Origin of the sequence: Sphingopyxis sp., assembly GCF_025869345.1 — a bacterium.
Lineage (GTDB): Bacteria > Pseudomonadota > Alphaproteobacteria > Sphingomonadales > Sphingomonadaceae > Sphingopyxis.
On the sequence record NZ_JAOZVW010000147.1, the window covers coordinates 1 to 25110 of the forward strand.

The 25110-nt window shown below is 67.7% G+C and carries 24 protein-coding genes; 19 read left to right on the top strand and 5 right to left on the bottom strand.

From position 1 onward, the window contains the following. Positions 1-63 precede the first annotated feature (63 nt). The 6 genes from ruvX (at position 64) to OJI97_RS16385 (ending at position 5500) form a co-directional block, all read left to right on the top strand. A complete protein-coding gene (gene ruvX / locus OJI97_RS16360) occupies positions 64-522 on the top strand; it encodes a Holliday junction resolvase RuvX (RefSeq protein ID WP_297665241.1) in 459 nt (152 codons plus the stop codon). A gap of 17 nt (positions 523-539) precedes the next feature. After that, entirely contained in the window at positions 540-857 is a 318-nt protein-coding gene (locus tag OJI97_RS16365; RefSeq protein ID WP_297665243.1) for a DUF1294 domain-containing protein, read from the top strand. Between the two features lie 13 nt (positions 858-870). Continuing rightward, positions 871-1866, top strand: a complete 996-nt coding sequence (locus tag OJI97_RS16370) for an aspartate carbamoyltransferase catalytic subunit (RefSeq protein WP_297665244.1) — start codon at positions 871-873, stop codon at positions 1864-1866. Then, positions 1857-3071, top strand: coding sequence for a dihydroorotase family protein (locus OJI97_RS16375; RefSeq protein WP_297665246.1), 1215 nt, complete (start codon positions 1857-1859; stop codon positions 3069-3071). The genes OJI97_RS16370 and OJI97_RS16375 overlap by 10 nt, the downstream gene beginning before the upstream one ends. A 394-nt stretch (positions 3072-3465) precedes the next feature. After that, a complete protein-coding gene (locus OJI97_RS16380) occupies positions 3466-4608 on the top strand; it encodes a helix-turn-helix transcriptional regulator (RefSeq protein WP_297665247.1) in 1143 nt (380 codons plus the stop codon). Positions 4609-4666: 58 nt separating this feature from the next. Then, on the top strand, positions 4667-5500 hold the full coding sequence (locus tag OJI97_RS16385; RefSeq protein WP_297665249.1) for a hypothetical protein: 834 nt from the start codon (positions 4667-4669) through the stop codon (positions 5498-5500). A gap of 155 nt (positions 5501-5655) precedes the next feature. Here the strand turns inward: OJI97_RS16385 and OJI97_RS16390 are convergent, their stop codons facing one another. Genes OJI97_RS16390 through OJI97_RS16400 form a run of 3 tightly spaced genes read right to left on the bottom strand, consistent with a single transcriptional unit; the run spans position 5656 to position 8496 of the window. Further along, on the bottom strand, positions 5656-7068 hold the full coding sequence (locus tag OJI97_RS16390) for an SPOR domain-containing protein (protein WP_297665250.1): 1413 nt from the start codon (positions 7066-7068) through the stop codon (positions 5656-5658). Between the two features lie 20 nt (positions 7069-7088). Beyond that, complete coding sequence (locus tag OJI97_RS16395; RefSeq protein WP_297665251.1) at positions 7089-7760, bottom strand: hypothetical protein; 672 nt, start codon at positions 7758-7760, stop codon at positions 7089-7091. Positions 7761-7773: 13 nt separating this feature from the next. Continuing rightward, positions 7774-8496 (bottom strand): ParA family protein, encoded by a 723-nt coding sequence (locus OJI97_RS16400; protein ID WP_297665252.1) that lies wholly within the window; start codon positions 8494-8496, stop codon positions 7774-7776. 259 nt (positions 8497-8755) lie between these two features. On the opposite strand from OJI97_RS16400, the gene OJI97_RS16405 reads away from it, so the two are divergent. Then, positions 8756-9910 (top strand): SPOR domain-containing protein, encoded by a 1155-nt coding sequence (locus OJI97_RS16405; RefSeq protein ID WP_297665254.1) that lies wholly within the window; start codon positions 8756-8758, stop codon positions 9908-9910. A gap of 154 nt (positions 9911-10064) precedes the next feature. Continuing rightward, on the top strand, positions 10065-10334 hold the full coding sequence (locus OJI97_RS16410; protein ID WP_297665256.1) for a hypothetical protein: 270 nt from the start codon (positions 10065-10067) through the stop codon (positions 10332-10334). A 492-nt stretch (positions 10335-10826) separates the two neighbouring features. Here the strand turns inward: OJI97_RS16410 and serB are convergent, their stop codons facing one another. Then, on the bottom strand, positions 10827-11711 hold the full coding sequence (gene serB / locus OJI97_RS16415; protein ID WP_297665258.1) for a phosphoserine phosphatase SerB: 885 nt from the start codon (positions 11709-11711) through the stop codon (positions 10827-10829). Between serB and miaA the strand changes: the two genes are divergently transcribed. The 7 genes from miaA to bioD all read left to right on the top strand — a co-directional run bounded on the left by miaA (position 11710) and on the right by bioD (position 18866). After that, positions 11710-12672 carry a tRNA (adenosine(37)-N6)-dimethylallyltransferase MiaA gene (gene miaA / locus OJI97_RS16420; protein WP_297665259.1) on the top strand — a complete coding sequence of 321 codons (963 nt, stop codon included), beginning with the start codon at positions 11710-11712 and terminating at the stop codon, positions 12670-12672. The two genes, serB and miaA, sit on opposite strands and share 2 nt — an antisense overlap. Positions 12673-12747: 75 nt before the next feature. Beyond that, positions 12748-14502: a biosynthetic-type acetolactate synthase large subunit gene (ilvB, locus tag OJI97_RS16425; protein WP_297665262.1), complete on the top strand. Its 1755-nt coding sequence runs from the start codon at positions 12748-12750 to the stop codon at positions 14500-14502. Between the two features lie 211 nt (positions 14503-14713). Beyond that, a complete protein-coding gene (gene ilvN, locus OJI97_RS16430) occupies positions 14714-15229 on the top strand; it encodes an acetolactate synthase small subunit (protein ID WP_297665264.1) in 516 nt (171 codons plus the stop codon). Between the two features lie 117 nt (positions 15230-15346). Continuing rightward, positions 15347-16381 (top strand): ketol-acid reductoisomerase, encoded by a 1035-nt coding sequence (gene ilvC / locus OJI97_RS16435; RefSeq protein WP_297665266.1) that lies wholly within the window; start codon positions 15347-15349, stop codon positions 16379-16381. A gap of 92 nt (positions 16382-16473) precedes the next feature. After that, positions 16474-17073 (top strand): DUF6151 family protein, encoded by a 600-nt coding sequence (locus OJI97_RS16440; RefSeq protein ID WP_297665267.1) that lies wholly within the window; start codon positions 16474-16476, stop codon positions 17071-17073. A gap of 51 nt (positions 17074-17124) precedes the next feature. Beyond that, positions 17125-18261 carry an 8-amino-7-oxononanoate synthase gene (locus OJI97_RS16445; protein ID WP_297665268.1) on the top strand — a complete coding sequence of 379 codons (1137 nt, stop codon included), beginning with the start codon at positions 17125-17127 and terminating at the stop codon, positions 18259-18261. After that, positions 18258-18866: a dethiobiotin synthase gene (bioD, locus tag OJI97_RS16450; protein ID WP_297665270.1), complete on the top strand. Its 609-nt coding sequence runs from the start codon at positions 18258-18260 to the stop codon at positions 18864-18866. The genes OJI97_RS16445 and bioD overlap by 4 nt, the downstream gene beginning before the upstream one ends. On the opposite strand, the gene OJI97_RS16455 is transcribed toward bioD, so the two are convergent. Beyond that, entirely contained in the window at positions 18863-19486 is a 624-nt protein-coding gene (locus OJI97_RS16455) for a TetR/AcrR family transcriptional regulator (protein WP_297665272.1), read from the bottom strand. The two genes, bioD and OJI97_RS16455, sit on opposite strands and share 4 nt — an antisense overlap. Before the next feature lie 137 nt (positions 19487-19623). On the opposite strand from OJI97_RS16455, the gene OJI97_RS16460 reads away from it, so the two are divergent. Genes OJI97_RS16460 through OJI97_RS16475 form a run of 4 tightly spaced genes read left to right on the top strand, consistent with a single transcriptional unit; the run spans position 19624 to position 24998 of the window. Beyond that, a complete protein-coding gene (locus tag OJI97_RS16460) occupies positions 19624-21963 on the top strand; it encodes a TonB-dependent receptor (protein ID WP_297665273.1) in 2340 nt (779 codons plus the stop codon). Beyond that, positions 21963-22313 carry a c-type cytochrome gene (locus OJI97_RS16465; RefSeq protein WP_297665275.1) on the top strand — a complete coding sequence of 117 codons (351 nt, stop codon included), beginning with the start codon at positions 21963-21965 and terminating at the stop codon, positions 22311-22313. Before OJI97_RS16460 ends, OJI97_RS16465 begins: the two co-directional genes overlap by 1 nt. Further along, positions 22313-23728: a D-arabinono-1,4-lactone oxidase gene (locus OJI97_RS16470; protein WP_297665276.1), complete on the top strand. Its 1416-nt coding sequence runs from the start codon at positions 22313-22315 to the stop codon at positions 23726-23728. The genes OJI97_RS16465 and OJI97_RS16470 overlap by 1 nt, the downstream gene beginning before the upstream one ends. Then, on the top strand, positions 23721-24998 hold the full coding sequence (locus OJI97_RS16475) for an alanine racemase (RefSeq protein ID WP_297665277.1): 1278 nt from the start codon (positions 23721-23723) through the stop codon (positions 24996-24998). Before OJI97_RS16470 ends, OJI97_RS16475 begins: the two co-directional genes overlap by 8 nt. Positions 24999-25110 lie beyond the last annotated feature (112 nt).

Sequence of the window (25110 nt, forward strand, 5' to 3'; positions counted from 1 at the left end):
ATCGGTTGCGCGCGCCTTCGGGGTGTCTCGACTTCGCTCGACACGAACGGTTAGAGAGGTTCGATGATCACCACCCTCGCCCCCGATTTCGCCGCCGCGCTGCCGAACGGCGGCCGCCTCGCGGGGCTCGACGTGGGCACCAAGACCATCGGCGTCGCGCTCTGCGACGCGGGGTGGAGCTTCGCGAGCCCCGACAAGACGATCCTCCGCAAGAAATTCTCGGTCGATTTCGAAGCGCTGAAGGCGCTGATCGCGGCGCAATCGGTCGTCGGCCTCGTCGTCGGCCTGCCGCTCAGCATGGACGGCAGCGACAGCCCGCGCACCCAGAGCACCCGCGCCTTCGCGCGCAACCTCGCCCCGCTCGGCCTGCCCGTGCTGCTCTGGGACGAGCGCTGGTCGACCGCCGCGGTCGAACGCGCGATGATCGCCGCCGACGTCAGCCGCGCCAAGCGCGCCGAACGCGTCGACAGCGCGGCAGCGGCGTTCATCCTGCAAGGCGCGATCGACGCGATGACGCGCTAAAAAATGGGGAACCATGAATGATAGTCTACGTCCTCGGCTGGCTGATCGCGGTGAACCTGATCGCCTTCGTCGAGATGGTTCTCGACAAGCGCTATGCCGAGGCGGGGATGCGCCGCACGCCCGAGGCTCGGTTGCTCCTCTGGGCGTTTCTCGGCGGCGCGCTCGGAACGGTTTGCGCTGCCCGGTTCGCTCGTCACAAGACGCGCAAGCAGCCGTTCGCGACGTGGATGCTGATCTGGCTCTGGGTCGACATCATCCTGCTCGTCCTGTGGGCGCTCGGAATATTGGAGCCGTTCCTCCTCTCCGCCCTTGCGAAGATCGCCGCAGCCTCCTAGACGCTCGGCTTTAATGACAAGCGCAACGATCCGACCCGCCAGCGACTATCCGCCCGGCGGCGATGCCTTTCGCCATCGCCACCTCACCGGCATCGCCCAGCTCACCCCGTGGGAAATCTCCTACGTCCTCGACGCCGCCGAAGAGTGGGTCGAAATGAACCGCAGCGGCGCCGCCAAGCACGACGACCGCCTCGCCGGGCTCACCATCATCAACGCCTTTTTCGAAAATTCGACCCGCACGTTGCTGTCGTTCGAGATCGCGGGCAAGCGGCTCGGCGCCGACGTCGTCAACATGCACGCCGCGCAGTCGAGCGTGAAGAAGGGCGAGACGCTGATCGACACCGCGATGACGCTCAACGCGATGCGCGCCGACGCGATCGTCATCCGCCACGCCTCGTCGGGCGCGGTGCAGCTCATCGCCGACAAGGTCGACTGCCCGGTGCTCAACGCGGGCGACGGGCGCCACGAGCATCCGACGCAGGCTTTGCTTGACGCGCTCACCATCCGCCGCCGCAAAGGGAAGGTCGAGGGGCTGACCGTCGCGATCTGCGGCGACGTGCTGCACAGCCGCGTCGCGCGCTCGAACATTCTCGCGCTCACCCTGCTCGGCAACGAGGTGCGCGTCGTCGCGCCGCCGACGCTGATCCCGCCCGCGATCGAGCGGATGCACGCGATCCCCTTCACCGACATGGACGAAGGGCTGAAGGACGCCGACGTCGTGATGATGCTCCGCCTCCAGAACGAGCGCATGGACGGCGCCTACCTCCCCAGCCCGCGCGAATATCACGCGCTCTACGGCCTGACCCCGCAGCGGCTCGACCTGGCGAAGCCCGACGCGATCGTCATGCACCCCGGCCCGATGAACCGCGGGGTCGAGATCGACAGCAGCGTCGCCGACCACCCCACCCGCTCGACGATCACCGAGCAGGTCGAAATGGGGGTCGCGGTGCGCATGGCGTGCCTCGACATCCTGACGCGCCGCAAGCGGGGAGTGCCGGGATGGAACTGAACCCGCTCCTCATCACGAATGCGCGCCTGCTCGGCGGCGAGAGCGCAAGCCTGCTCGTCGAGCGCGGCCGCATCGCCGCGCTGGACCCGGCCGAAACGCCCGAGGGCACCGAAACGGTCGATGCCAAGGGCCAGTGGCTTGCCCCCGGCATCATCGACCTCGGCGTCTTCGCGACCGACAAGCCCGCCTTTCATTTCGGCGGCATCACCCGCGCCGCGCTGATGCCCGACAGCGGCCCGCTCGACAATTCGGGGCTGGTCGAGCGCGCGGCGAAGGGCGGCAAGCCCGACCTCTGGGTCCATCCGCTCGCCGCCGCCACCAAGGGCCTCGCGGGCAAGGAACTCGCCGAGATCGGGCTGATGAAACAGGCGGGCGCCCGCGCCGTCGCCACCGGCCGCGCGCGCATCGCCGATGCGGGCGTGATGCGCCGCGTCCTTGCTTATGCCGCCGCGCTCGGCCTCACCGTCATCGCGCACGCCGAGGATGAAGGCCTCACCGCGGGCGCGGTCGCGACCGATGGCGAAATGGCGACACGGATCGGCCTCGCCTCCGCCCCCGCGATCGCCGAAGCGATGGCGATCGCGCGCGACCTGATGCTGGCCGAGGAGACCGGCGCCGCGATCCATTTCCGCCAGGTCACCACCGCGCGCGGGCTGGACCTGATCCGCGACGCCAAGGCGAAGGGCCTGCCCGTCACCTGCGGCATCACCCCCGCGCATCTCTTCCTCTCCGACACCGCGATCGGCGATTTCCGCACCTTCGCGCGCCTGTCGCCGCCGCTGCGGAGCGAGGGCGACCGCCACGCCTGCCTCGCCGCCGTCGCCGACGGCACGATCGACATCCTCGCCTCGGGCCACGACCCGCGCGGACCCGAGGACAAGCGCCTTCCCTTCGCCGAAGCCGCGCCCGGCATGGCGGGGGCCGAAACCCTGCTCGCGATGGGCCTCCAACTCGTCCGCGACGGCCATGTCACCCCCGCGCGCCTCTTCGATCTCCTCGCCGCCAAACCGGCGAAGCTGCTCGGCCTCGACGCCGGCCGCCTCGAGCCGGGGCTCGAGGCCGACCTGATCCTGATCGACGAGGGCACGCCGTGGCAGGTCGATGCGAAGAAGATGGCGGCCTATGCCGGCAACACGCCCTTCGACGGCATGCCGGTGCAGGGCCGCGCGACGATGCTGTGGAAGGGCGGCCAGCGCATCCGCTGATCGGGATGGCGTCCGGGAAATTCGATCATCTTGTTCCCCCGCGAAGGCGGGGGGCCATCTCCCGGCATATCGCTCTCAACGCACTCTGCCCGATAACGGAACGGCAGGAGATGGGCCCCCGCCTTCGCGGGGGAACACAAGGAATGCCAAAAAAAGGAAGCCCGTCGGTGAACCGGCGGGCTTCGAGATAAACGGAACGATTGTGGTGGACCATCCCGTGCTTGGGTCGCCCCGGATGATTGGCCGATCGCGAAGACAATTTCGCTACCCGATCGGGTAGCATTGCATTTTTTTCCGCCGCATTGTTTGGTGGCCACGGGCCGTCCTCGACGAATCCCGCCGCCGTTCGTTTCAGCCGGGGACAGATGTGCCGACCGACACCGTTCCAAAGCCCTTGCCGGATACCGATACCGCCGCCGAATGGGAGGTGCTGAACGAGCTGATCGGCCGCATCTATGATTCGGTGCTGCACCCCGAACGCTGGAACGACACGCTCGCGCGCATCACCGGCGCGCTCTGCCCGTTGCGCTGGGAATCGGCGTTCATCCTGTGGGAAAGCAACAATCCGCCGCGCGCGCGCTTCGTCGCCGCCTCGGGCCTCGCGGCGGGAATCCAGGAAATCTACACCGCCGTCTATGCCGGCGCGCATCCCTGGTCGCGCAAATTCACCCGCTATGCGAACGGCAGCGTCGTCGACAGCTATGACATCGTCACGCGCGAGGAATTTTACGAATCCGAATTCTTCCGCAACTTTCTGAAACCATACGGCATCGACCGGCTGATCGGGGTGCTCCTCGACCGGCGCGGCGGCGAGCGGCTGGGGCTGATGCTGCCCGGCCCCGGCGACCGCGATGCGGAAAAACTGAAGCGCGGCCTGCGCATCCTCGCCCCGCATATCCAGCGTGCGATGCGGATCAGCGACCGCATCGCCTCGCTCGAACTCGCGGCGGGCGCCGCGCGCGCCGCCGCCGACGCCGCGCCCTTCGCGATCTTCAGCCTCGACGAACAGCTGGGTATCCTCGCCGCGAACAGCCGCGCCGCGCGCTATGCCGATGCGGGCTTCATCCGCCTCGCGAACGACCGCTTCGCTTTCACGCACGGCGCAAGCCAGAAGAAGCTGCTCGACCTCGCCGCCGATCCGGCGCCCGCGGGGCTCGCCTTTCAGGCCGTGAACGAGGCCGGCGCCGAGTGCCCCGTCCTCGCCGCGCGCATCACCCGCCAGTCGGCCCAGCAGATCGGCGGCGTGCAGCTCGGCGCCGCGCTCGTCGTCACGCTCGGCAGCGCGCCCGGCGAAACCCCGGTGGTCGAGATCGACCGCGTCGCGCAATGGTTCGCCCTGACCCCCGCCGAAGCGCGCCTCGCGGTCGCGCTCGCGGCGGGGCAGACGCTCCAGGACTATGCCGCACTCCGCGCCGTCAGCCTCAACGCCGCACGCTTCCTGCTCAAGGGCATCTTCCGCAAGACCGGCGCGACCAGCCAGGCCCAACTCGTCGCGACGCTGGCGCGGTTGCCGACGCTCCGGAGCGGAGGCGAATGAGCTTTTGCAATTGATCCTAATGGTTTAAACCATCCTCCTGACAGGAGGAAACAGATCGATGCTCTTCCGCTACGGCCTGCTGCTCGCCGCGCTTCTGGCGTCCGCGCCCGCGGCGGTCGCCCAGCCCGCGCCTGATCCCACGCTACGCTCCCCCGACGATATCGTCGTCGAGGGTGAGCGGCTGACGCGCGAGGAAGCCCGCAAGCGCGCCACCGCCTTCATCCGCACCCTCGGCGTCGCGCCGGGCATCTATGCCCAGGACAGCGTCGCGCGCTGGACGGTGAAGCTCTGTCCGCGAGCGCTCGGTCTGTCGGACGAACATGCGGCGCTCGTCGAGGGCTGGTTCCGCGACGCCGCTCGCGCCAGCGGCGCCAAGGTGGCGAAAGACGGATGCGACGCCAACGTCCTCCTTCTCTTCGTGGACGACGGCGCGCACTTCATCAAATTGTTCAAATCGCGTTATCCGGCCCAGTTTGCCGACATGTCGGGCCCCGATATCCGCGATCTCGTCGAGCGCGAGAAACCGATCCGCTGGTGGTACGCGATCCGCAAGACGAGCGGCGGAATGGGCCTGCTGGCTCCCCTGAGCATCCGCAGCATCGAAGGCGCGACGGTCGTCATCGACGTCAACGCCGCCGAGGGTGCGACCCTGCGCGCGGTAACGGACTATGCCGCCTTCGTTGCGCTTAGCGGCGTCCGCGGACGCGCCGAGCCGCAATCACAATCGATTCTCGGCCTGTTCGAGGACCGTCAGGGCAAACGCGAACTGACCGAATGGGATCGCCGCTTCCTCACCCAGCTTTACGCAATGCAGCACGAACGGAGGGGACTCTACCAGCGCGGCAAGCTGATCGGCGCCTTGCTGAAGGATGAGGAAAAGAACGAAAATTGAGGCCGTAGGCGCCCTTTGCGCGCTACCCGATCAACGTCCCGGCGGGGCGAGCGGACACGCTCCCGCAGGCGCGATGCCTCCAAAAGAAAAAGGGCGCGGCCCCGCAGCCGCGCCCCTCCCCTGTCCTCGCGCTTGCGCGAGGCCCCCAAAATCGTTCAGCGCGCCGCCATGCGCACCGGCTTTGCCGCCGACGCCCACTGGATGCTCTCGCTGCCGCCCATCTGGCGAATGAAACACACCTGGCCCTTGGCCTTGAGCTCGCCGCACAGCTTCGATGCATCGGTGCGGGTCGCGAGGCCGTTGACGGTCAGGCGATAGAAGGTGCGGCCGTTCACCACCGCGGCGTGGCTCGACGCCGGATAATTGCCTAGCATCGCGCTTTGCCGCTTCAGTACGCCCCATTTTTCCTTGGCGATGCCCAGGCTGTCATAGGCGCCGAGCTGCACCGCCCAGCCCGAGGGCTTTTTGGCGTCGAAGGCCATCGCCCGCGGCAGGATCTTCGTCGCCAGTTCGAGCGCTTGCCTTTGCGCCGGGCGGATCGCCTCGACATGGTCGCCCGCGACGCGCGGCGCGGCGCGATAGGGTTTGGCGTCGGCCAGGATGATTTCGGCCGGCTTCGGCTGCGGCAGTTCGGTGACCGGCACCACGCCGTTTTCGTCGCGCGCCGGCATCGGCAGTTCGACGGTGCGGATCGGGCTCGGCGCGGCCGAGGCCAGAACCGGGGCGGCCTCGACGGGCGGCGGCGGCGCAAAGGTCGCGACGGGCGCCGGGTCGGCGCTGGCCAGTTCGACGGGCGCGTCGGCGGCGGCCATTTCGGTGCCGCTATCATTGCCGAGCGCAAGGCGCACCGGCATCCCGGCATCGGCCCGCGCCGCGGTGCCGAGCAGGCTCGCGACGCGCATCGACGCATCGGGCTGTTCGGCGAGCTTCGACCATTCGAGCATCCGCGTCTCGACCTTGTCGAGCGACAGGTCCTGCGCGGCGAGGATGCGCGCCTGCGCCCAGCGGCCCGACAGTGCGAACACGAGCGCCAGATTCTGCCGCGTCCGCGCGGTGGCGTCGGGCGCCCGCGCGGCTTCGGTCAGCATGTAGATCGCCGAATTGGTGTCGCCGGTCAGCGCCAGCGCAAGCCCCATGTCCGACGCCGGAACGACGTTGAAATTGCGCTTCAGCAGGTCGTTTGCCTGATCATTCTTGCCCTGCGCGATATAGGCGAGAGTGAGCGCGATGACGGTGTTGCCGTCCTTCGCCCCCAATTCCATCGCATCGCTCAGCGCCGAGGTCGCCGAGGAAAAGCGCCCGTCACCCAGATAAGCCTGGCCGAGCAGCGCGCGATAATTCGCGTCGCGCGGGCTCGCGGCGACCGCGGCTTCGGCGAGCGCCACCGCCTTGGTCGGCTTGCCGGCCTCCAGCGCGTCGCGCGCTTTGTCGGCGGCTTTGGCGGCGGTCGCGGGCGCGCGGCTCGATTCGGGCGCGGCGTTCGCCATCTTCGCCATCCCGCTGCATCCGGTGACGACGCTCAGCGCGAAGCCCGAAACCGCGAGGTTCCTCAGCAATTTGCGGTTCATCGAAAGTCCCCCCATCTCGTTCAGGACGCCTGCGTCCGGCGCGCGGGCCGCGCCGCCGGCAGGCGGCTCGCCATCGCGTCGATCTCGGGCAGCGAGGCCAGATAGTCGTCGAGCAGGTCGGTCAGGATGACCTGCGACGAGCGGTTCGTCACCGCGCTCGCAAGGCGCAGGCGCAGATGGCGCTCGGCGTCGAGGCGGAGCGTGAAGGCCGCTTTCTCGCGCGCGCGCAGCGCACGCGGCGCGCGCTCCTTCTTCGCTTTCGGCGCGGGCCGCGTCTCGACCTTGCGCGCGACGGCGGCGACGCGGTCGAGCAGCGATTCCTGCTGGCGCACGATTTCGGGCACCGGGGCCGCTTCGGGCTCGAACCCGGCGGCGAGCGCGTCGGTCAGTTCGTGGCCCGCCGACTCCTCGACCGCATGTTCGGCCTCGGCATTGTGCGTGAGCACCGATCCGGCAAGCAGCGGCTTCAGGTCGACCATGCGCGCGGGTTCGGCGGCGGCATTCTGGTCGGGATCGACGTCATAGCCCATGTCGTTCCAGCCAAGATCGTCATAGCCCCCACCAGTCATCGGGTCGGTCATCGGCGCCGCGGCGCCCATGCCCAGCGGGGCGCGGCGCATCGCGGGACGCGCGCCGCCCTTGCGGGCGAGCAGTCCGGCGGACAGCGAAGCGAGAGGTTTGGGTTCGCCCATCGTTCCGTTCCCCTTACTGGCCGGCGATGCGGCGGCCGAAGCCACCGCCCATCGGGCGGACCGTGCCGTAACCCGCCTGCGCGGGCATCGGCGAGGAGAAGATGGTGCGGCGGAAATTCTTTTCGAGCCGGTCGTTGATATAGGTCCAGAGCTGGCGGATCTCCTCGGCCGAGCGGCCATTGGGATCGACCTCCATCACCGTGCGGCCGTCGATCATCGACGCGGCATAATCGGTGCGATGGTGCAGCGTGATCGGCGCCACGGTGCCGTGCTGCGACAGCGCGACCGCGGCCTCACTGGTGATCTTCGCCTTGGGGGTGGCGCCGTTGACGACAAACACCAGCGGCTTGCCCGCGCGTTCGCACAGATCGACGGTGGCGCCGACGGCGCGCAGGTCGTGCGGGCTCGGCCGCGTCGGAACGATGATCAGCTCGGCGACGCCGATAACGCTCTGGATTGCCATGGTGATCGCGGGCGGCGTGTCGATGACCGCGAGCTTGAAGCCCTGCTGTCGCAATATCTCGAGGTCGGAGGCGAGCCGCGCGACGGTGGTCTGCGCAAAGGCCGGAAGGTCGGTTTCGCGCTCGTTCCACCAGTCGGCGAGCGAGCCTTGCGGGTCGATATCGATCAGCACGACCGGCCCGGCGCCGGCAAGCTGCGCCTGCACCGCCAGGTGCCCCGACAGGGTGGTCTTGCCCGACCCGCCTTTCTGTGAAGCCAATGCCAAAACGCGCACTGATGTCCCCCTCGACAATCTGAAATCGGCGACGGGATGCCATGCGGGGCGCTAAAATTGAGTTAACGATGATAAAAAGAAGGTGAACGATCCACGCACATCCATGGTAAACGGACCGTTGATACCATTGTGTCCCGATCCGGCACGGAGTCGGTTTACCCCTAGATGATGCTAACGCGCTGTTAGCCCTTTATGGGTAGGGCACCGTCCCGGGGACTGCCGGCGCCCGTCGCGCGCCGCAAGTCATTGGAGAATCGACATGCCTTCTTTCCGCGCCGCCGCGTTCCTGGCCCTGCCGCTCCTCGCGCTCGCCGCGCCCGCGCACGCCGACGTCAAGAGCGGCGTCGAGGCCTGGCAGGCGGGCGACTATCAGCAGGCGGTCGCCGAATGGCGCCCGCTCGCCGTCGCGGGCGACGCCGACGCCGAATTCAACCTCGGCCAGGCCTACAAGCTCGGCCGCGGGGTTCCCGCCGACCTCGGCCAGGCCGAAAGCTGGTATCGCCGCGCCGCGAAGCAGGGCCATCTCCAGGCCGAGGACAATCTCGGCCTCATCCTCTTCACCGCGAACAAGCGCGACGAGGCGATGCCCTATATCAAGGCGTCGGCGGCGCGCGGCGAACCGCGCGCGCAATATGTCCTCGGTACCGCGATGTTCAACGGCGACTATGCCACGAAGGACTGGCCGCGCGCCTATGCGCTGACCAAGCGCGCGAGCGACGCGGGGCTCGGCATCGCCTCGGCGCGGCTCGTCCAGCTCGACAATCTGATCCCGCTCGACCAGCGGCAGGCGGGGCTCGCCATGCTCCCCCAGATCGAAAAGGACGAAGCGCGCGCGCGCCTCGCCGCGGTCAATGCCGCCGCGCCCGAGCCCGCAAAGCCCGCGCCCTCGCCGATCAGGACCGCGAGCCTTCCCGTCTCGACCCCCGGCGCCACCTACACGCCGCCGCCGGTGATCGCTCCGGCCAAACCCGCACCGGCGCTCTCGACCCCGGCCGCCGTCGCCGCCGCGACCGCCGCCAGCGAAGCGACCGCCGCCGCCACAGCGGCCAAGGGCGGCGCCCCCGGCACGACCTACGCTGCGCCGCCCGAAAGCGGCAAGCTGCCGCCCAAGCCCGAGCCCAAACCCGAACCGAAACCCGCACCGAAACCCGCCAAAGCCGCTGTCGCCGTCCACACCGGCACCAGCCCATGGCGCGCCCAGTTCGGCGCCTTCGGGGTCGAAGCGAACGCGCGCGGCCTTTGGAAAAGCCTCGAAAAATCCTATTCAGCCCTTGCCGGGCGCACCCCCGTCTATGCCAAGGCCGGCGCCGTCACTCGCCTCCAGACCGCCGGCTTCGCGAGCAAGGCCGACGCCGAAAGCCTTTGCGCCGCGGTCCGCAAGGGCGGCCAGGCGTGCCTGGTGGTGAGCCAGTAGCGGACGGTTTCATCCGCCGGCTTTGGGGGTGGCTAGGGTCAGGACCCTAGCTGTCGGCCCGGTTGAATTTGGTCGAGGACTATACGGCGCTCCGACGAGCCGCGCACATCCAAAGGACAAGTCCGTTACCCGCTCCTGTGAGAAGGTCTCGGGGATGAACGGCGCCGGCCACGGCCGGAAAGAAAATAGCGAGCGTCGAGACGATACACATACCTACCGCAATGTATATGAAGCGCGGGGAGCGCGTTGCTGCCCAAAGCCCGATAAAGTGCAGTCCGACGATTATACCGACGACCTGGATGAAATAGGCCTGCAACCCGATACGCGACAAAAGCAGGGAAGCCAGATAGATCGATATGACCTCGGCGACCACCGCGAATTGGTAGGGTCGTTTGGTGAACAGGCGCTCACCCTCCCTCGCTGATCCGCCAGCTGTCCAGAGCAGGACAATCAGCAATAGGGTTGCGATAACAACCGCCACGGTAGCTGGAAGGTTCCACGCCGGGGGCAAGGCCAAGACGCCGATGTACGCCCACAATCCACCAAACACTGTACCGATCGTGGCTGGTATCGGCTTTGGTCGCGCTGAATTAGACATGGGGGCACCAATGACGTGGCCGAGCGCCAAAAGGAAGGTCCAAACTTGTTCCGTCCGACTGCATTCTCACTTGCGGGCCGAAGCCGGGAAAGAAGACAGGCCGACGCACGCCATCCGGGACTGATCCGGGATCCCGCTTTTCTTCGGTCCGCGCGCGAAAGGAAGCGGGACCCCGGGTCAAGCCCGGGGTGACGGTGATGACAGGAACTTTGATTCCACCATAGAGGGCGTGCGTCGGCTGACCCCACTCTGGGTTCCCGCTTTCGCGGGAATGACGAAATTATGGGACGAAGGGCGCGGTATCCGCCAGAACCCTGATTACCCCAGCACCCAGCTCCGCCGCGGATAGCCCTGCGCCCAGAGCAGCGCGGTCAGGTCGTGGTGGCGGACCACCGCGTCGGCGGCTTCGGCCGCGGCGGCGTGAGGGTAATAGCCGATGCCCAGTCCCGCCGCGGTCAGCATCGGAATGTCGTTCGCGCCGTCGCCCACCGCCAGCGTCTCGGCGAGCGGCAGGCCGTGCTTCGCCGCTTCGCTCTTCAGCGTCTCGAGCTTCGCATCCTTGTCGACGATCGGTTCATTGACCGTGCCGGTCAGCTTGCCGCCCTCGATCCGCAATTCATTGGCGACGACCCGGTCGAAGCCGATCGCCTCGCCCACCGGCCCCGCGAAGGCGGTGAAGCCGCCCGTCACCAGCACCGAATGCGCGCCATGCGCCTTCATCGTCTGGACGAGCGTGCGCGCGCCGCGGGTCAGGCGGACGCGCTCCATCCGGCACTGGGTCAGCACATCCTCGCCCAGCCCGCGCAACAGCGCGACGCGTTCGGTCAGCGCGCCGCGGAAATCGACCTCGCCGCGCATCGCCCTTTGGGTGATCGCCGCGACCTGATCCTTGATCCCGGCGTAATCGGCCAGTTCATCGATGCATTCGCAGCCGATCATCGTCGAATCCATGTCGGCGATGATCAGCTTCTTGGTGCGGTCGCCGAACGGCTGGACGACGATATCGAGCGCGCCATGGTCCATCTTCGCCAGTTCGGCGCGCGCGCTGACCAGGCTACCCTGAAAGAAAATGTCGGCGGCGTCATGCTCGTCGATCCAGTGCGGCGCGCCGACATCGTGCCCCGTCATGTCGAGCCGGTCGATCGCTTCGCGAACCACCTCGTCGGTGAGCTTTCCGGCTGCTATCAGCGTGGCAACGAACATGGCTTCTCCTTCTGTCTCTTCCGTTCGCGGGCGGCCGCCCGTCGCACTTATCGCCGGACCCACGGCCAGCGGCAAGAGCGCTTTGGCGGTCGCGCTCGCAAAAGCCTGCGGGCGCGCAGTGGTGATCAACGCCGACGCGAGCCAGGTCTATGCCGACCTCGCCATCCTCTCGGCGCGCCCGGCACCGGCGGAGATGGAGGGCGTGCCGCACCGCCTTTTCGGTCATGTCGATGCCGCCGAGGCGTGCAACGCCGCGCGCTGGGCGGTCGAAGCGCGCGGCGAAATCGCGCGCGCACACGCCGCGGGCGATCTCCCCATCCTCGTCGGCGGCACCGGCCTCTACATCCGCACCCTGCTGTTCGGCATCGCCCCGGTGCCCGAAATCGACCCCGCCATCCGCGCAGCCGTCCGCGCGCTGCCCGTCGCCGAAGCCCATGCTGCGCTGGCAAAGGCCGACCCCGAAGCCGCCGTCCGCCTCCACCCCGCCGACGCCACCCGCGCCGCCCGCGCGCTCGAAGTGGTCCGCTCGACCGGCCGCCCCCTCGCCGACTGGCAGCGCGCGCGAGAAGGCGGCATCGCCGGCGATATCGCCCTCGCCCCGCTGATCCTCCTCCCGCCGCGCGATGCGCTCCGCGCCCGCTGCGACGCGCGCCTCGTCCGGATGTTCGAACAGGGCGCGATCGCAGAAGTCGAGGCGCTGCTCGCGCGCCGCCTCGACCCCGATCTGCCCGCGATGCGCGCGATCGGCGTGCCGCAGATCGCGGCCCATCTGGCGGGTACGATCAGCAGGGACGAGGCACTCGCCCAGGCCCAGGCCGCGACCCGCCAATATGCGAAGCGCCAGTATACGTGGTTCCGCCACCAGCTTCCTGCCGACTGGCCGCGTCACGAAGAATCATTAAACATCGATTCTATCAACAAAATAGCAATAATATTACGTGATAGACTGTTGACAAGATAGAATCATGCACCTATTGCCCGCAGCCCTGTTGCAGCGCACAAGCGCTGCCTTACGGCTGTTGAAAGGAGTTTTGTCGTGACGGAAATGAGCGGTGCCGACATGGTGGTTCAGGCGCTGGTCGACCTTGGGGTCGACACGGTGTTCGGCTATCCGGGCGGCGCGGTCCTTCCCATCTATGACGCGCTCTACAAGCACCCGACGATCAAGCACATCCTCGTCCGCCACGAACAGGCGGCGACCCACGCGGCGGAGGGCTATGCGCGCTCGACCGGCAAGCCCGGCGTCGTGCTCGTCACCTCCGGGCCCGGCGCAACCAACGCGGTCACCGGCATCACCGACGCGCTGATGGATTCGATCCCGATGATCGTGCTGACCGGCCAGGTGCCGACGACGCTGATCGGCACCGACGCCTTTCAGGAATGCGACACCGTCGGCATCACGCGCCACTGCACCAAGCATAATTATCTGGTGATGGACCCCGACCGGCTCGGCCCGATCCTGCACGAGGCGTTTCACATCGCGACCCACGGCCGCCCCGGCCCGGTGGTGATCGACATTCCGAAGAATGTGCAGGTCGCGACCGGCACCTATTCGGTGCCCGAGATCATCCAGCACGCCAGCTATCGCCCGCAGATCGAGCCCGACGCGGGCGCGATCGCCGCCGCGATAGACATGATCGCCGCGGCCGAGCGCCCGGTCTTCTACACCGGCGGCGGCGTGATCAACGCCGGGCCCGGCGCGAGCGCGGCGCTGCGCCAGCTCGTGTCGCTGACCGGCGCGCCGATCACCTCGACGCTGATGGGGCTCGGCGCCTTCCCCGCCGACGATCCGAAGTGGCTCGGGATGCTCGGCATGCACGGCACGTACGAGTCGAACATGGCAATGAACCGCGCCGACCTGATCATCGCGGTCGGCGCGCGCTTCGACGACCGCGTGACCGGCCGCCTCGATGCCTTCGCGCCCGAGGCGAAGAAGATCCACATCGACATCGACCGCAGCTCGATCAACAAGATCGTCCCCGTCGACCTCGCGATCGCTGGCGACGCCGGGCGCGCGCTCGACGCGCTGGTCGCGGCGTGGGCCGACAAGGGCCACAAGGCGCGCGACTATGGCGAATGGTGGCGCCGCATCGACGGCTGGCGTGCGGCGCGCTGCCTCGACTTCCCCGAAAAGAAGGACGCGGCGGCCGAAATCATGCCGCAGCGCGCGGTCAGGGCCTTGTTCGACGCGACCCGCGGCCGCGACCCGATCATCACCACCGAGGTCGGCCAGCACCAGATGTGGGCGGCGCAGCATTTCGGCTTCTCGGCGCCGAACCGCTGGCTCACCTCGGGCGGCCTCGGCACGATGGGCTACGGCTTTCCCGCCGCGGTCGGCGCGCAGATCGGCAACCCCAATCGCCTCGTCGTCTGCATCGCGGGCGAGGCCTCGCTCCAGATGAACATTCAGGAGATGGGCACCGCGGCGCAATATCGCCTGCCGGTGAAGATCTTCATCCTCAACAATGAATGGATGGGGATGGTCCGCCAGTGGCAGGAACTGACCTATGAAAGCCGCTATTCGAACAGCTATTCGGACAGCCTGCCCGATTTCGTCAAGCTGGCCGAGGCTTATGGCTGGACCGGCCTGCGCATCGACACGCTCGGCGAGCTCGAGGACGGCATCCAGGCGATGCTCGACACCCCCGGCCCGGTGATCGTCGACTGCCGCGTCGCCAAGCTCGCCAACTGCTTCCCGATGATCCCGTCGGGAGCGGCGCATACCGACATGATCCTCCAGCCGAGCGACGTCACCGGCACGATGGACGACGAAGCGAAAGCGCTGGTGTGATGCAACATTCCAGACAAATCTTCTCCCCCCCGGAGGGGGAGAATAGACTTGGCTTGGCGGCTTGCCGCCTAGCAAGTCTTAGAGAGGGGGAGCGGCCCGCCGGGCCGCGCGCGCCGTCGGCGCGCATCCCCCTCACCCAGCTCCGACTAGGCAGCAGGCTGCCAAGTCTTCACATCCCTCTCCCGCAAGGGGAGAGGGGAAGGTTTGCACAATGAAAATCACCACCGAAGCGGGCGAGCGCCATGTGCTCGCCGTCACCGTCGACAACGAGGCCGGGGTGCTCGCCAAGATCACCGGCCTGTTCACCGCGCGCGGCTATAATATCGAAAGCCTGACGGTGGCGGACATCACCGCCGACCATGCGCTGTCGCGCATCACCATCGTCACCTCCGGCCCGCCGCCGATCATCGACCAGATCATCGCGCAGCTCGACCGCCTCGTCCCCGTCCACAAGGTCGTCGATCTTGCCGACCACGAGGCGCATGTCGAGCGCGAGATCGCGCTGGTCAAGGTCGCGGGCACCGGCGACAAGCGCATCGAGGCGCTGCGCATGGCCGACGTCTTCCGCGCCAAGGTGGTCGACACGACGCTGACCAGCTTCATCTTCGAGATCACCGGCAACAGCGACAAGGTCGACCGCTTCATCGCGTTGATGCGCGAATGCGGTCTCGTCGAGGTCGGCCGCACCGGCGTCGTCGCCATCGCCCGCGGCGCGGAGGCGCTTTAGAGTTTTGGGTTTCAATCACCGTCACCCCGGACTTGATCCGGGGTCCCGCTCAGCAACGGTGGAAAGCGGGACCCCGGATCAAGTCCGGGGTGACGAAGAAGAATAGGGAAGAAAGACATGCAGGTTTACTACGATCGCGACGCCGACCAGGATCTGATCAAGAACAAGAAGGTCGCCATCCTCGGCTATGGCAGCCAGGGCCACGCCCATGCGCAGAACCTCCGCGACAGCGGCGTGCGCGAGGTCGCGATCGCCCTCCGCCCCGGTTCGGCGACCGCGAAGAAGGCCGAAGGCGCGGGCTTCAAGGTATTGTCGAACAAGGAAGCGGCCGCGTGGGCCGACGTCATCATGATCGCCGCCCCCGACGAGCATCAGGCGAAAATCTATTATGACGACCTCGCCGACAATCTGAAGCCCGGCGCCGCGCTCGCCTTCGCGCACGGCCTCAACATCCACTTCGGCCTGATCGAGGCACGCCCCGACATCGACGTCTTCATGGTCGCGCCGAAAGGCCCCGGCCACACGGTGCGCAGCGAATATCAGCGCGGCGGCGGCGTCCCCTGCCTGATCGCGGTCGCACAGGAAGCCAGCGGCAATGCGGGCAACGGCCACGCCAAGGCGCTCGCTCTCTCCTATGCCTCGGCCGTCGGCGGCGGCCGCAGCGGCATCATCGAGACGACCTTCAAGGAAGAGTGCGAAACCGACCTGTTCGGCGAACAGGCGGTGCTCTGCGGCGGCGTCACCCACCTGATCCAGGCGGGCTTCGAAACGCTGGTCGAGGCGGGCTATGCCCCCGAAATGGCCTATTTCGAATGCCTCCACGAAACCAAGCTGATCGTCGACCTCCTCTATGAGGGCGGCATCGCCAACATGCGCTATTCGATCTCGAACACCGCCGAATATGGCGACATCAAGACCGGCCCGCGCATCATCACCGACGAGACCAAGGCCGAAATGAAGCGCGTCCTCGCCGACATCACCTCGGGCCGCTTCGTCAAGGATTTCGTCCTCGACAACCAGGCCGGCCAGCCCGAGCTGAAGGCCAGCCGCAAGGCCGCCGCCGCGCACCCGATCGAACAGACCGGCGCCGCGCTGCGCGCGATGATGCCGTGGATCGCCAAGAACAAGCTGGTCGACAAGGCGGTCAACTGACGGCCCCGACAGGCCGCCACCCCGGCGCAGGCCGGGGTCAGTGTCTATCAAGGACGCTTCCGCAATCACGGGCGAGGGGTTAGGACCGGATCATGGCATCCGCCCTCCCCTTCGCCTGCGAATGCGGCACCGTCTCCGGAACGCTGACTATCGGCCCGGAGGGCGATCACGTCATATGTCATTGCACCGATTGCCAGAACCTCGCCCATTATCTTGGCCACCCGCGAGTGCTCGATGCGGAGGGCGGCACCGCGCTGTATCAGACGCGGTGCGCGCGGATGCGGCTGGCGTCGGGCCGCGACCGGCTCGCCTGCGTCCATCTGACCGACAAGCCGACGCTGCGCTGGTATGCCGGATGCTGCCGCACGCCGCTGTTCAACACCGTCGGGACCGGCAAGCTCCCCTTCATCACGGTCCAGCTCGCGGCCTGCGACGCCGCGGCGCGCGAACGGCTGCTCGGTCCGCCGGGCGGGCATCTCTTTGTTCAGGACGCGATCGGCGACGCCAGCGGCCTGCGCAAGATGCGCATGGCCACGCTGATGCGGCGCTTCGCCGTGCGGGCGATCAGGGACATCGTCTCGGGCGACCGCCGCCGCGCCGCGCTCTTCGATCCGCAGACGCTCGAACCCATCGCCGTTCCGCACCGCCTGACCAGCGAAAAGCGGCGGGCTTTGCGCGACCGATCCCACTAATAAACTTCGTCATTGCGAGCGGAGCGAAGCAATGACGGGTAAGGGAATTTAATGACCGCCTCCCCCTTCCACGCGCACCGCAAGGACCTCGACGCGCTCGCCGCCGCCGACCGCCGCCGCGCGCTCGCGCCGCGCACCGGCGCCGATTTCGCCTCGAACGACTATCTCGCGCTCGCCGGTTCCTATGCGCTGAACGAAGCGCTGGCGGCGGGGCTTCAGCGCGGGCTTCCGGCGGGCTCGGGCGGCTCGCGCTTGCTGCGCGGCAACCATGACGAGCATGAGGCGCTCGAAGCCCATGCCGCGCGCCATTACGGCAGCGAGGCGGCGCTCTTCTTCCCGACCGGCTTCGCCGCCAATGCCGCACTGTTCGCGACGCTGCCGCAGCGCGGCGACCTCGTCGTCCACGACGAACTGATCCACGCGAGCGCGCACGACGGGATGAAGCTCGGCCGCGCCGGGCGCGTCGACGCGCGCCACAACGACGCGCAGGCGTTCGACGACATCATCGCGCGCTGGCGCCGCGGCGGCGGCAGCGGGACGCCGTGGATCGCGGTCGAAAGCCTCTATTCGATGGACGGCGACCGCGCCCCGCTCGCCGATCTCGCCGCGGTCGCCGACCGCCACGACGCGGTGCTCGTCGTCGACGAAGCCCATGCGACCGGCGTCTACGGTCCCGCGGGGCAAGGCCTCGCGCACGATCTCGGCCGCCGCGACAATCTGATCACCCTCCACACCTGCGGCAAGGCGCTCGGCTGCGAGGGCGCGCTGCTTTGCGGCCCGGCGATCGTCCGCGATTTCCTCATCAACCGCGGCCGCCCCTTCATCTTCTCGACCGCGCCGTCGCCGCTGACGGCGTGGCTCGTCCGCCAGGCGCTCGAAATCGTCGCGAACGAGCCCGAACGCGCCGCGCGCCTCCACGGCCTCATTCGCCATGCCGAGACCCGCCTCGCCGCACTCGGCCTTCCCGCCAGCGGCAGCCAGATCATCCCGGTCGTCATCGGCGACAATGGCCGCACGATGCGGATCGCCGCCGCGCTGCAGGCCGCGGGCTTCGACGTCCGCGGCATCCGGCCGCCGACCGTGCCGGAGGGTAGCGCGCGCCTCCGCATCGCGATCACCCTCAATGTCGGCGAGCGCGAGGTCGACGCGATGATCGGCGCGCTCGCCACCGCGATGGCAGAGGCATGACCCGCTTCGTCGTCACCGGCACCGATACCGGCATCGGCAAGACGATCTTCGCCGCCGCGCTCGCAGGCGCGCTCGGCGTCCCCTATTGGAAGCCGATCCAGTCGGGCCTCGAAGAGGAGACCGACAGCGAGATCGTCGCGCGCCTCGCGAGCGTTCCCGTGCGCCCCGAGGGCTACCGCCTCGTCACCCCCGCCTCGCCGCACCTCGCGGCCGAAATCGACGGCGTGATCATCGACCCCGATGCCCTCACGCCCCCCGATGGCGCTTTGATCGTCGAGGGCGCCGGCGGCGTCCTCGTCCCCGTCACGCGCACATTGCTCTACGCCGACCTGTTCGCGCGCTGGCAAATCCCGGTCGTCGTCTGCGCGCGCACCGGCCTCGGCACGATCAACCACAGCCTGCTGACGATCGAGGCGCTGCGCGCGCGCGGCATCCCGATCCACGGCCTCGCCTTCCTCGGCGACGCGGTGGATGACAGCGAGGCGATCGTCGCCCGGATCAGCGGCGCCCGCCGCCTCGGCCGCCTGCCCATCGTCGATCCGCTGACCCCCGAGGGACTCGCCGAGGCCTTCGCCGCAGGCTTTGATTCGGCCGATTTCCGCTAAGGCGTCCGTGGCAGCAGTTCGAGCGTCGCGAGCCTTTGCATCTGCGCTGTCTCGGCCAATATGGCCTCGCGTTCCAGCCCGCTTTCCGCGTGCAGCAATTCGGTGGCGACATAGCCGAACTCGACCAGCATCCGCATCCGCAGCCAGATGCGCTCGCGCGGATATCCGGGCAGCATCGGAGCATAGACGTCGGTCAGCTTGTCGGTGACATAGCGGTGCGATTCGATCCGGACATGCTCGAGGCGCGGGCTCGAATGGAGGGCGCGTTCGATCCAGATGCCGCCCGGTTCGGCTTCGGTGATCTCGGCGGTTTCGCGCAACAATTCCAGCGTGTTTTCGGCATAGGCGCGGATGCCGCCGTCCAGATGCCGGTCGAGCCAGCGTTCGAGCGCTTCGTTCTGGCGGTCCATCAGCCTTTTGCCGAGGGCGACGACGACCTCATATTTGTCGGCGAAATAATAATAGAGCGCGGGCGGGGTGACGCCGGCGCGCTCGCAGATCAGGTTCGTCGTGACGCGGTCGATGCCGAACTCGGCGAGCAGTTCGCCTGCGGTATCGAGCAGTTTCTCGCGGGTCGACGGCTTGCGCTTGCCGGAAGGCTTTCCATTCGGCTTCGCCACGCTGCTTCCAATCCTTTCCGCCCGCCCAATATCAGCCCTGCCTAGCACATTCGCCCGTCATCGGTGCAATCGCCATTGCAGGTTTATAGCAAACACTATAATATAGTAATAGCTATAACAGGTCTGGGGATGTAAAAATGTCGAAATTCAAGGGTGAACTGCGATTCTCCGCCGCCGTGCTGGCGATCGCCGCGATGTCCGCACCGGCCGTCGCCACGGCGCAGGATCAGGGAAATGGCGCCGAATCCGGCGAAGGGATCGGCGACATCGTCGTCACCGCGCAGCGCCGCGAACAGAATTTGCAGGACGTGCCGGTCGCGGTCACCGCTTTCTCGGGCGACACCATGGCCGACCTCGGCATTCAGTCGAGCTCGGACATCGCGGGCGTCGTTCCCAACCTCGAGATCGGCCTTCCCGGCGGCGAAGGCAACCAGCCGCTGATCTATATCCGCGGCGTCGGGCTCGCCGACACCAACTCCAACAATGCCGGGCCGAACGGCGTCTATGTCGACGAAGTCTATATCGCCTCGCCCGGCGCGCAGACCTTCCAGCTTTTCGACCTCGACCGCGTCGAGGTGCTGAAGGGTCCGCAGGGCACGCTCTATGGCCGCAACGCCACCGGCGGCGCGATCAACTTCATCACCGCAAAGCCGAGCCAGGATTTCCAGGCGCAGGCCTCGCTCTCCTATGGCTCGTTCGACACGATCACCGGCGAAGCCGCGATCGGCGGGCCGATCTCCGACGCCGTGCGCTTCCGCATCTCGGGCACCGGCACCCATGCGAACGGCTATGTCCACAATCTGCTGACCGGCCGCCGCGAGAACGGCCAGGGCAGCTTTGCGCTGCGCGGCCAATTGGCCCTCGATATCACTGACAATTTCGACGCGCTGCTGAATGTCCACGGCGGCAAGGTCGACGTCCGCTCGCCGCAATATCGCAGCCTCGGCCTGCTCGATCCCGACACCGGCTTCACGACGCCCTGCGCGCCCGATGCGATCATGGCGAACCAGTGCGGCAACGTCTTCGGCTATGTCAGTCCGGAAGGCTTCTACGACGGCAATTACGACCGCAGCGACCGGCTGGTGGTCAAGAATTGGGGCACGTCGGCGCGGCTCAATTGGCATTTCGGCGACATCACGCTGACGTCGATCTCGGCCTATGACTGGAACGACAAGCTGCACCGCGAGGATACCGACGCCAGCCCGTTCCGCCTTCTCGACATCGACTATGGCGTGCGGTCGAAAGCCTTCACGCAGGAGCTGCGCCTGTCGGGCACGGGCGGCGGCGTCAACTGGGTCGTCGGCGGCTATTATCTGCACGAGAGGCTGGACCAGAACCAGACCGGCGACCTGTTCGGCGAAGTGCGCGCCGCCCTGCCGGGCGGCGCGGGCGATCCCGACGGCGTGGCGACGGGCGGCGTCCCCGTGCTCTTTTCGCGCACCCTCAACCGCCAGACCACCGACGCGGCGTCGATCTTTGGCCAGGCCGAGATCGAGCTGACCCCGGCGCTGCGCGCGACCATCGGCGGCCGCTACAATTATGAGCGCAAGCGGTTCCAGGCCGCGCTCCAGCTCGAAGAGAATGAGATCCTCGCGCTCGACGATGACGACAATGTCGTCGTCGTGCCGATCCCCGGCGGCGTCATTCCCGTCTACGCCTTCGACAACCGCAAATCGTTCAAGAATGTCTCGTTCAAGGTCGGGCTCGATTACGATATCGCCCCCGACGTCATGGCCTATGCGAGCATCTCGACCGGCTTCAAGAGCGGCGGCTTCAACGGCGGCTTCCTGAGCTTCGATCCCGCCGAGGCCGCGGTGCAGGCGCAGCCGTTCGAGGAGGAGACGCTGACCGCTTACGAGGTCGGGCTGAAATCGACCCTGTTCGACCGCCGCCTGCGCTTCAACGCCGCGGCCTTCTATTACGACTATAAGGATTTGCAGCTCTATACGCTGATCAACACCGGCGCGATTCCGCTGTCGCTGCTCGACAATGCCGCGAACGCGACCATCTATGGCGCCGAGTTCGAGGTGATCGCCAAGCCCGCCGACCGCTTCGACATCACGCTCAACCTGGGCCTGCTCGACACCGAGGTGAAGGATTTCGTCACCGCGACCGCCGACTATTCAGGCAACCGCCTCGCGCTGTCGCCGACCGTGACCTTCAGCGGCACCGCCAATTACGAGGTGCCGGTGTCGGCGGGGCTGGCGATCGCCTTCCAGCCCTCGGCCTCCTATCGCAGCGGCCAATATTTCTCCGCCGACAACAATCCCCTCCTCAAGCAGAAGGGCTATTGGCTGCTCGGCGGGCGTATCGCGCTCAAGGATGAGGACGGGCGCTGGGAAGCGGCGGTGTTCGGCCGCAACCTGACGCGCAAGAAATATATCAATTACGCCGTCGACCTGTCCGATTTCGGTTTCATCGAACAGTTCCGCGGCGAACCGCGGATGTTCGGCGTCGAATTCCGGGTCAAATATTGATGCGCGCGCTCCGCCTTCTGCCTGCGGCGCTCCTGCTGTCCGCGTGCCAGTCGGAGCCGCCGCCGGCCAAGCCGCTGACGCCCGAGGAGAGCGCGGCGCTGAAGCCCGCCGACGCGCGCATCGCGGGCCTCTACGACCAGGCGTGCAAGTCGTGCCACACGGTCGCCGACACCGGCGCGCCGCTCACCGGCGACCGCACCCAGTGGGACAAGCGCTGGGCGAAGGGCGAGGACGCGCTGCTAACCAGCGCGGTCCAGGGCCTCAATGGGATGCCCGCGGGCGGACAGTGTTTTTCGTGCACGCCCGACGATTATAAGGCGCTTATTCGCTTCATGGCGGGGAGGAATTGATGGGCAAAGTAACGCGGCGTGCGCTGATCGCGGGGGGGAGCGTCATCGGGATCGGCGCGATCGGTGCCGGCGGTCTGGCCGGGCGCAACTGGCTGCGCGACCGCGAACCCGCGGCCTTGGCAACGCAGGACGCCAAGGGCCATCTCCTCTGGTCGAACTGGTCGGGCATCGCGCACAGCTATCCCGAAAAGCGCGGCGCGCCGAAAAGCGAGGAGGAATTGCTCTCCATCCTGACGAGAGCGCCCGCGCCGGTGCGCCCGGTGGGATCGGGGCACAGCTTCACCGCACTGGTGCCAACCGACGGCACGCTGGTGACGCTCGACGGCATGGCGGGGCTGGTCAGCCATGACGCCGCGAAGAATCAGGCAACGGTGCGCGGCGGCACCCGCCTCGCCGACCTCGGCCCCGCGCTCGCGGCGGTCGGGCAGGAGATGATCAACCTTCCCGACATCAACAAACAGTCGATCGCGGGCGCGATCGGAACCGCGACGCACGGCACCGGACGCGGCATCCAGGCCGTGCACGGGTCGGTCGTCGCGATGCGGATCGCGACCCCGTCGGGCGAGGTCATCGACTGCGACGCCGCCACCCGCCCGGAAGTGTTCAACGCCGCGCGCGTCGGGCTGGGCGCTTTCGGCGTCGTGACGCAGGTCACGCTCCAGAACCAGCCGCTCCACCGCATCCTCAAGCGTACCGAAGTGCGCCCCACAGGCGAGGTTCTGGAGGATTGGCCGGCGCTGCGCCGGAAGCATCGCAACGTCGAATTCTATGTCCTGCCCTTCACCGGCCACTCGGCGGTGATCACCAACGACATCACCGACCGGCCGGTCAAGCCGCGCGGCCCCGACGCCGATACCGAGACGCTGATGGGCCTCAAACAGCTTCGCGACTGGTTCGAATTCGCTCCCTCGCTGCGCCGCAAGCTCGCCGCCGAGGAGTTGGCGAAGGTTCCGCCGGAGGAGATGGTCGACGAAGGCTGGAAACTGCTGTCGAACGAGCGGCCGGTGCGCTTCAACGAATGCGAATATCATCTGCCGATCGAGGCGCAGATTCCGGCGCTGCGCGACGTCATTGCCGCGATCGAGGAGCATCGCAAGGATGTCTTCTTCCCGATCGAGGTGCGCGTGATCGCACCCGACGACGCCTGGCTCTCGCCCTTCTACCAGCGCGAGAGCGGGTCGATCGCGGTCCACGCCTATTACCGCGAGGACCATGATTTCTTCTTCACCATCGTCGAGCCGATCTTCCGCCGCCACGGCGGCCGCCCGCACTGGGGCAAGCTCCACAGCCTGAAGGCGCGCGACCTTGCGGCGCTCTATCCGCGCTGGAAGGACGCGGGCGAGGTGCGCCGCGCGCTCGACCCCGAAGGGCGGATGCTCAACGATTATCTGAAGGGAATCTTCCTCGATGGCTGACACTGGACGGACGAAACGCTGGACCCGCCGCGCGGCGATGGTCGGCGGCGGGCTCGCGGTCGTCGGCGGCGCGGCGGTGCTCGCCGCGCGCAAGAGCGATCATGGCGGCGCGCACGACGCCTATTTCCTCGCGCTGACGGCGGCGCTCCGCAAGGCGGGGATCGCGCATCCGGTGCTCGTGATCGACCAGGCGCGGCTCGACCGCAACATCGCCGCGGCGCGCGCGACGCTGAAGCCCGCCAATCTGCCGCTGCGCGTCGTCGTCAAGTCGCTGCCCGCGACCGGACTGATAGATCATGTCGCGCGCGGCATGGCGACGAACCGCTTCATGGTGTTCAACGGCGCGATGCTGGAGATCATGGCCGCGCGGCCCGACGCCGACCTGCTGCTCGGCAAGCCGCTGCCCGCGATGGAATATGCCGACATCGTGGACAAGGTCGGGGCCGAGGCGGCGGGCCGCATCCAGTGGCTGATCGACACGCCCGCGCGGCTGAAGCAATATGCCGACATCGCCGCGGCGCGCGGCGCCAAGCTGCGCGCCAATATGGAGATCGACGTCGGCCTCCATCGCGGCGGCTTCGCCGACGGCCAATCGCTCGCGGCGGCGGTCGACCTCGCCCGCACCTTCCCGCATGTCGCCGTGAGCGGCCTGATGGGCTATGACGCCCATGTCCCGAAGATGAGCGATCCCGACGACGCCTATGCCGCGTCGCAGGCGCTCTATCGCACCGCGACCGGCGTGCTGCGCGAGAAGCTCGGCGTCGATCCCGCGACGCTGACGCTCAACGGCGCGGGCAGCCCGACCTATGCGCGCCATGCGCAGGGCACCGCGGCGAACGAGGTGTCGGTGGGATCGGCCTTCGTCAAGCCGGCCGATTTCGACCTCCCCTCGCTCGCGCGCCACGTCCCCGCCAGCTTCATCGCCACGCCGGTGATCAAGGCGAAGCGCATGGAACTGCCCGGCAACGAATGGCTGACCGGGCCGCTGACCTTCATGGACCCCAATGCCGCGCGCGCCTTTTTCATCTACGGCGGTCACTGGCTCGCGACGCCGGTGTCGCCGCCGGGCTTGCAGTTCAGCGACCTCTACGGCCGGTCGAGCAATCAGGAGATGCTGACCGGATCGACCCATGTCGCGCTGAAACCCGACGACCGCGTCTTCTTTCGCCCCAACCAGAGCGAGGCCGTCTTCCTGCAATTCGGCGATATCCTGCTGTTCGACGGGACGGCGATCACGGGCACCTGGCCGACCTTCCCGGTATCGGCCTGATCGGCTCGCCGCGCTAGTCTCCTGAATCCGAAGTTCGGTTCATTGATTTCGTCACCCCGGGCTTGACCCGGGATCCCGCTTTTCTTCGCTCCGTGCGCGAAAGGAAGCGGGA

What these genes read in the sequence shown, in the direction of transcription:
- OJI97_RS16475 (WP_297665277.1), top strand. Translation starts at nt 23,721, where the DNA reads ATGGCTGACACTGGACGGACGAAACGCTGGACCCGCCGCGCGGCGATG.
- ruvX (WP_297665241.1), top strand. Translation starts at nt 64, where the DNA reads ATGATCACCACCCTCGCCCCCGATTTCGCCGCCGCGCTGCCGAACGGC.
- OJI97_RS16370 (WP_297665244.1), top strand. Translation starts at nt 871, where the DNA reads ATGACAAGCGCAACGATCCGACCCGCCAGCGACTATCCGCCCGGCGGC.
- OJI97_RS16410 (WP_297665256.1), top strand. Translation starts at nt 10,065, where the DNA reads ATGAACGGCGCCGGCCACGGCCGGAAAGAAAATAGCGAGCGTCGAGAC.
- OJI97_RS16470 (WP_297665276.1), top strand. Translation starts at nt 22,313, where the DNA reads ATGGGCAAAGTAACGCGGCGTGCGCTGATCGCGGGGGGGAGCGTCATC.
- ilvN (WP_297665264.1), top strand. Translation starts at nt 14,714, where the DNA reads ATGAAAATCACCACCGAAGCGGGCGAGCGCCATGTGCTCGCCGTCACC.
- OJI97_RS16445 (WP_297665268.1), top strand. Translation starts at nt 17,125, where the DNA reads ATGACCGCCTCCCCCTTCCACGCGCACCGCAAGGACCTCGACGCGCTC.
- OJI97_RS16390 (WP_297665250.1), bottom strand. Translation starts at nt 7,068, where the DNA reads ATGAACCGCAAATTGCTGAGGAACCTCGCGGTTTCGGGCTTCGCGCTG.
- OJI97_RS16375 (WP_297665246.1), top strand. Translation starts at nt 1,857, where the DNA reads ATGGAACTGAACCCGCTCCTCATCACGAATGCGCGCCTGCTCGGCGGC.
- OJI97_RS16365 (WP_297665243.1), top strand. Translation starts at nt 540, where the DNA reads ATGATAGTCTACGTCCTCGGCTGGCTGATCGCGGTGAACCTGATCGCC.
- OJI97_RS16405 (WP_297665254.1), top strand. Translation starts at nt 8,756, where the DNA reads ATGCCTTCTTTCCGCGCCGCCGCGTTCCTGGCCCTGCCGCTCCTCGCG.
- OJI97_RS16440 (WP_297665267.1), top strand. Translation starts at nt 16,474, where the DNA reads ATGGCATCCGCCCTCCCCTTCGCCTGCGAATGCGGCACCGTCTCCGGA.
- OJI97_RS16460 (WP_297665273.1), top strand. Translation starts at nt 19,624, where the DNA reads ATGTCGAAATTCAAGGGTGAACTGCGATTCTCCGCCGCCGTGCTGGCG.
- OJI97_RS16395 (WP_297665251.1), bottom strand. Translation starts at nt 7,760, where the DNA reads ATGGGCGAACCCAAACCTCTCGCTTCGCTGTCCGCCGGACTGCTCGCC.
- bioD (WP_297665270.1), top strand. Translation starts at nt 18,258, where the DNA reads ATGACCCGCTTCGTCGTCACCGGCACCGATACCGGCATCGGCAAGACG.
- miaA (WP_297665259.1), top strand. Translation starts at nt 11,710, where the DNA reads ATGGCTTCTCCTTCTGTCTCTTCCGTTCGCGGGCGGCCGCCCGTCGCA.
- OJI97_RS16385 (WP_297665249.1), top strand. Translation starts at nt 4,667, where the DNA reads ATGCTCTTCCGCTACGGCCTGCTGCTCGCCGCGCTTCTGGCGTCCGCG.
- ilvC (WP_297665266.1), top strand. Translation starts at nt 15,347, where the DNA reads ATGCAGGTTTACTACGATCGCGACGCCGACCAGGATCTGATCAAGAAC.
- OJI97_RS16465 (WP_297665275.1), top strand. Translation starts at nt 21,963, where the DNA reads ATGCGCGCGCTCCGCCTTCTGCCTGCGGCGCTCCTGCTGTCCGCGTGC.
- serB (WP_297665258.1), bottom strand. Translation starts at nt 11,711, where the DNA reads ATGTTCGTTGCCACGCTGATAGCAGCCGGAAAGCTCACCGACGAGGTG.